Raw genomic sequence first — 4,131 nt, 5'->3', positions numbered from 1 at the left:
CGGTTCTATAGATTTTTTTGAAATATAAAATGATTTTCTTTTTAGGTTCATGACTTTTTTGTAACTTTAAGTGTTAATCTTTAAAACAAATTCTATGAGTAAAAGAGAAGAATTAATCGCAAAATATGCTGCAGATTTAAAAGATAAGTGTAAAGTTAATCCTGATATGGATTTATTGACAAAAGTAACTATTGGTTGTGGTCCTTCTATCTATAATGCCGATGCTGCTACTGTTTCAGGTTCAGATTCGCCTGAATTAGAAACTGTAAAAAAGAATTTTTTGATTGGTAAACTTGGCCTTAGTGATGGTCCAAATCTTGATAAAGGGATTGACGCTGTGATGGAACTTTATGGTAAATCAAACCGAAATAAGTACAGAGCTGTAGTTTACTATCTTTTGACAAAGCATTTCAAAAAAGAATCTGTTTACTAAATGAAAGCAGATACAATTCAAAAAAAGCGTCTTCATTTAAAGGCGCTTTTTTTGTGACTTTAGATTACCTTTGCATCAAAATAATAACATAATTATGATTCAAATAGGCCAGTACAATCATCTTGATATTATAAGAGAAACGCAACAAGGACTTTATTTGGCAGATGATGAAGGGAATGAAGTATTACTGCCTAACAAGTATGTGCCTAAAGAATTTAAAATATGGGAAACCCTTCAAGTGTTTGTTTATCTGGATCATGAAGAACGTCCTGTGGCTACTACTCTAGAACCTTTTATTCTACTCAATCAATTTGCTTATTTAAGATGTGAAGAGGTCAATCAAATAGGAGCCTTTATGGATTGGGGACTTGAAAAGCATCTTTTTGTTCCATTTAAAGAACAGGCCAGACCCATGAAAGCTGGAAACTGGTATATTACTTATATGTATCTTGATGAAAAGACCAATCGATTAGTTGGCTCCAGCAAAACAAAAAAATATCTCAATAATGATGATATTCAAGTGCAGAAGTTTGATAAAGTAAACATATTAGTTTCTCATTTAACAGAAAAGGGAGCAAACGTCATTATCAATCAAAAGCATGAAGGATTGATTTACATCGAAAATATTTTTGAAGACATTCGCACGGGTGATAAAATGGAAGCTTATATAAAAAAGGTACGATCAGACGGCAAGATTGATGTAATAATTCAGCCTGAAGGATATAAAAGCATTGAGCCCAACGCAGAGTTCATTTATGAGGAACTCAAAGCTGCCGGCGGATTTTTATCATTGCATGACAAATCTTCTCCTGAAGAAATTAAAAATCAACTTGGATTGAGTAAAAAACTATTTAAAAAAGCTATAGGTGCTTTGTATAAAGATAAAATGATAACCATTAAAGAAGATGGAATCGAACTCCTATAACTTAATACCACCTTCTGGTAAAAAGCCTAAACAGGGTTTCGGGATTTAAAGTAACAATAAACCTAATTTTTTGGTCATACCTGTCAAAACCGGGTTCCCAACCGTTACTTGTATATAGTGGGAAATATAATTCGAAATAATCTGCTACAAGATTGAGTCGAACACCTGTATCAAAAAAGGTTTGTGTTCCCAAGCCTCTGTTATTGACCATTCCAACATCTCCATAGGCATAAATCCAACGCCAAATATTAGTGCTGGAATTTAGTGTAAGTATCCATCGGTTGGCATAGGGTGTTTCAAATTTTGATTTAAAACCACCTTCTGCAATTATCAATTGTTGACTAAATAAACCTGTGCTTTCAGAACGGCCATAATAATTGTAATCAAACATATAATCTGTTGGGCGATCTAAAGCAAAGCTAAAATAATCTGAACCTGAACGATCATTGTTTTTTAAGAAAGCCCCGGCAAAAAGTCTTAAGTTTAATTGCCGATTGTTTAAAAAAAGTTTTCTGTATTGAATGGTTGCATATATTTTTTGAAATTTATCTGCAACCTCATAATCCAATTTATAACTTAAATGGTCAATCAAATTTATGTTAGCATATACATACTGAATATTAGTGACATTGTAATTTGGTTCTTCAGGGATGATAACATCAAAATCGATATCTCTCTTTACATAAACATTTCTCAAGTTAATAAATCGTCTTTTGTTGCTCCTCAGGTTTTTTTCCCTAAATGCCAGTGTACTCCAAAAATTAAACTTGTTATAGAATAAATCTGTGTTGTATGAAAACCTATTATAAGAAGTGCCAAACCTAAGGGCATACAGTTTTTTGTTCTCAAAATCATGGAAATATCTCAAACTAGCACCTCCAACAAGGGTTTTTGAATTAAATCCAAATTGCGGATCGAGTCTGTAAAGAAAGTTTTTAGCCAATACCGTTTTATTATGTAAACGAGAACCAATAGTGAGACCATCATACAGGTTGTATTCAAAAATCGGAATTACAAAAAGTTGGTGGTATTCAGGGTCTTCCACATCTTGTAAAAATCTTACTTGAAAAGGTTTGTTAAACAGGCCTTTCTTTTTTTTGTAATTATTTCTTTTATTAAATTCCGGTAGAATTTGTTCATAATCGATGGCAACCCTGTCTGCCCCATACGTTGGGATTGTGATTGTTTTTGTACTGTCAAACCCTTTTTCCCATTGCGTGTGCACAATATTTTTTTTATACATTCCGAATAATGGAAATGGTAATGAGTTTTTACGTTTGTTTTTGATAGTTACTTTCAGTGAATCTTTACTTTCTTCAATCCTTTTTATTTTATAATCTAACTTTTTATTGGTATTTATATACTCATTAAAAAACCAGTTAATATCTTTATCTGTGTTTGATTTTAATATTGATTCAAATGTAGAGACAGAGGTGTTTTTAAGAGCATTCTGATTATAAAAATCTTGAATACTTTCTGAAAGTATGTTGTTTCCAAGATAGTGATCAAGGTAATTTAAACCCACACCACCTTTATAGCCTGAGGCAATTTCAGCATTGAATTTTATAAGTGAATCTCTTGGGGTACTAAGTGGCTGGTCAATATTTAACCTTGCAGAGTTTAAATATATAAATGGGTATTGATCATTGAAATCCAATTGAGCTCCGTAAAACCACCTTAAGCCCCATACTCTACTGAGATTCCCAACAATTTTCATATCAGGATAATATCGGTCTGTATATTTTTTAATAAGATAAATTTGTAATGCACTTAACAACCAGTGCTCCTCGCGGGGATTTATATGAATTGTATTTTTAATGTAAACGCCGGTAATAGTTTTTAGCTGTTCAATGTCATATTGAAACCCGTCAGGGAAAGGTCTTATGAAATTTGGAAGCTGATTGAGGCCCCAAGCTGGATTTTGCCTGTAATCTTCATCTGAAACTACCATTTTTTTAAATGGGTAGGGCCCTAGTTCAGCTTCAAGATATTTAATAATCCGGTCAATTTGTATTGCTTTTAATGGAGGGTATAAACCTTTATCGTCGATACTGGTGTGAACTTCGAGATCATCAGTTACAATAACTTCAAAATTAGGATGTAGGTTGAGGTAAATTGTAGCTGAATTTCTTTTAACCCCATATAATTGGGTAGTTTCAAAACCGTTTTCTTTTCTTATATCCAGCACATCCAGATCTGATGTAAGAAAATAAGAATCAGCTGTTTTAAAATTTATACTGATGTTTGAAAGCGGCATATAAAAATCATCTAGATTTTTATGGCTGAAATGCTTCCAAGATTCATTAAAAACTGCCGGGGTTATATACCAGTATCTTAAATTGTAATCACCATTTTTGAGGTGTCCATAACGAGTAAATTTACTATCTGGCAGCTTTACTTCATATACCAGGTTGAAAGTATAACTCTCACCGGGTTTTATAGGATGGGCAGGAATTGCTTTTAAAATATCACGTTCTTCACCGCGCTCCCAGTTTAAATTATTGAATTTACTGTCTGAAATTGAATGAAGAATGGTTTTACCTCTCTTGTGGCTTCGTTCAAAGTGAAACTGACTTTGAAAATTATCTGTGAATCGTTTGGCTAAAGGTGTTGTTTTTTTTGAAAACGCATTAGCCCAATCAAGAAAATAAATTGTATCAAGCGTTTTGTCTGAAGTGTTATTATACTCTATTTTTTGTAAAGATTCTAGTGTAATTTGTAACTTCTCGTCGGTATATTCTTCACAATCAATAACTATTCCAAAGCTAGACAT

At 32.7% G+C, this 4,131-nt stretch carries 3 protein-coding genes; 2 read left to right on the top strand and 1 reads right to left on the bottom strand.

Annotated features, from left to right (window positions below):
* The first annotated feature begins 94 nt into the window (after positions 1-94).
* Both AACY61_RS09840 and AACY61_RS09835 read left to right on the top strand, forming a co-directional pair.
* Positions 95-433 carry a DUF2853 family protein gene (locus AACY61_RS09840; RefSeq protein ID WP_339611407.1) on the top strand — a complete coding sequence of 113 codons (339 nt, stop codon included), beginning with the start codon at positions 95-97 and terminating at the stop codon, positions 431-433.
* Positions 434-527: 94 nt separating this feature from the next.
* Complete coding sequence (locus tag AACY61_RS09835; RefSeq protein ID WP_339611405.1) at positions 528-1,358, top strand: S1-like domain-containing RNA-binding protein; 831 nt, start codon at positions 528-530, stop codon at positions 1,356-1,358.
* A gap of 1 nt (position 1,359) precedes the next feature.
* Here AACY61_RS09835 and AACY61_RS09830 read toward each other — a convergent pair.
* Positions 1,360-4,131, bottom strand: a 2,772-nt coding sequence (locus AACY61_RS09830) for a metalloprotease (RefSeq protein ID WP_339611403.1), incomplete at its 5' end; no start/stop codon positions are given.

Source organism: uncultured Planktosalinus sp. (assembly GCF_963973675.1).
Taxonomy (GTDB): domain Bacteria; phylum Bacteroidota; class Bacteroidia; order Flavobacteriales; family Flavobacteriaceae; genus Planktosalinus.
Note: the sequence above shows the minus strand (reverse complement) of the source record. Positions and strands in the feature narration are given on the sequence as shown.

Excerpts from the sequence above, each read along its gene's own strand:
- AACY61_RS09840 (WP_339611407.1), top strand. The coding sequence starts at position 95 with ATGAGTAAAAGAGAAGAATTAATCGCAAAATATGCTGCAGATTTAAAA.
- AACY61_RS09835 (WP_339611405.1), top strand. The coding sequence starts at position 528 with ATGATTCAAATAGGCCAGTACAATCATCTTGATATTATAAGAGAAACG.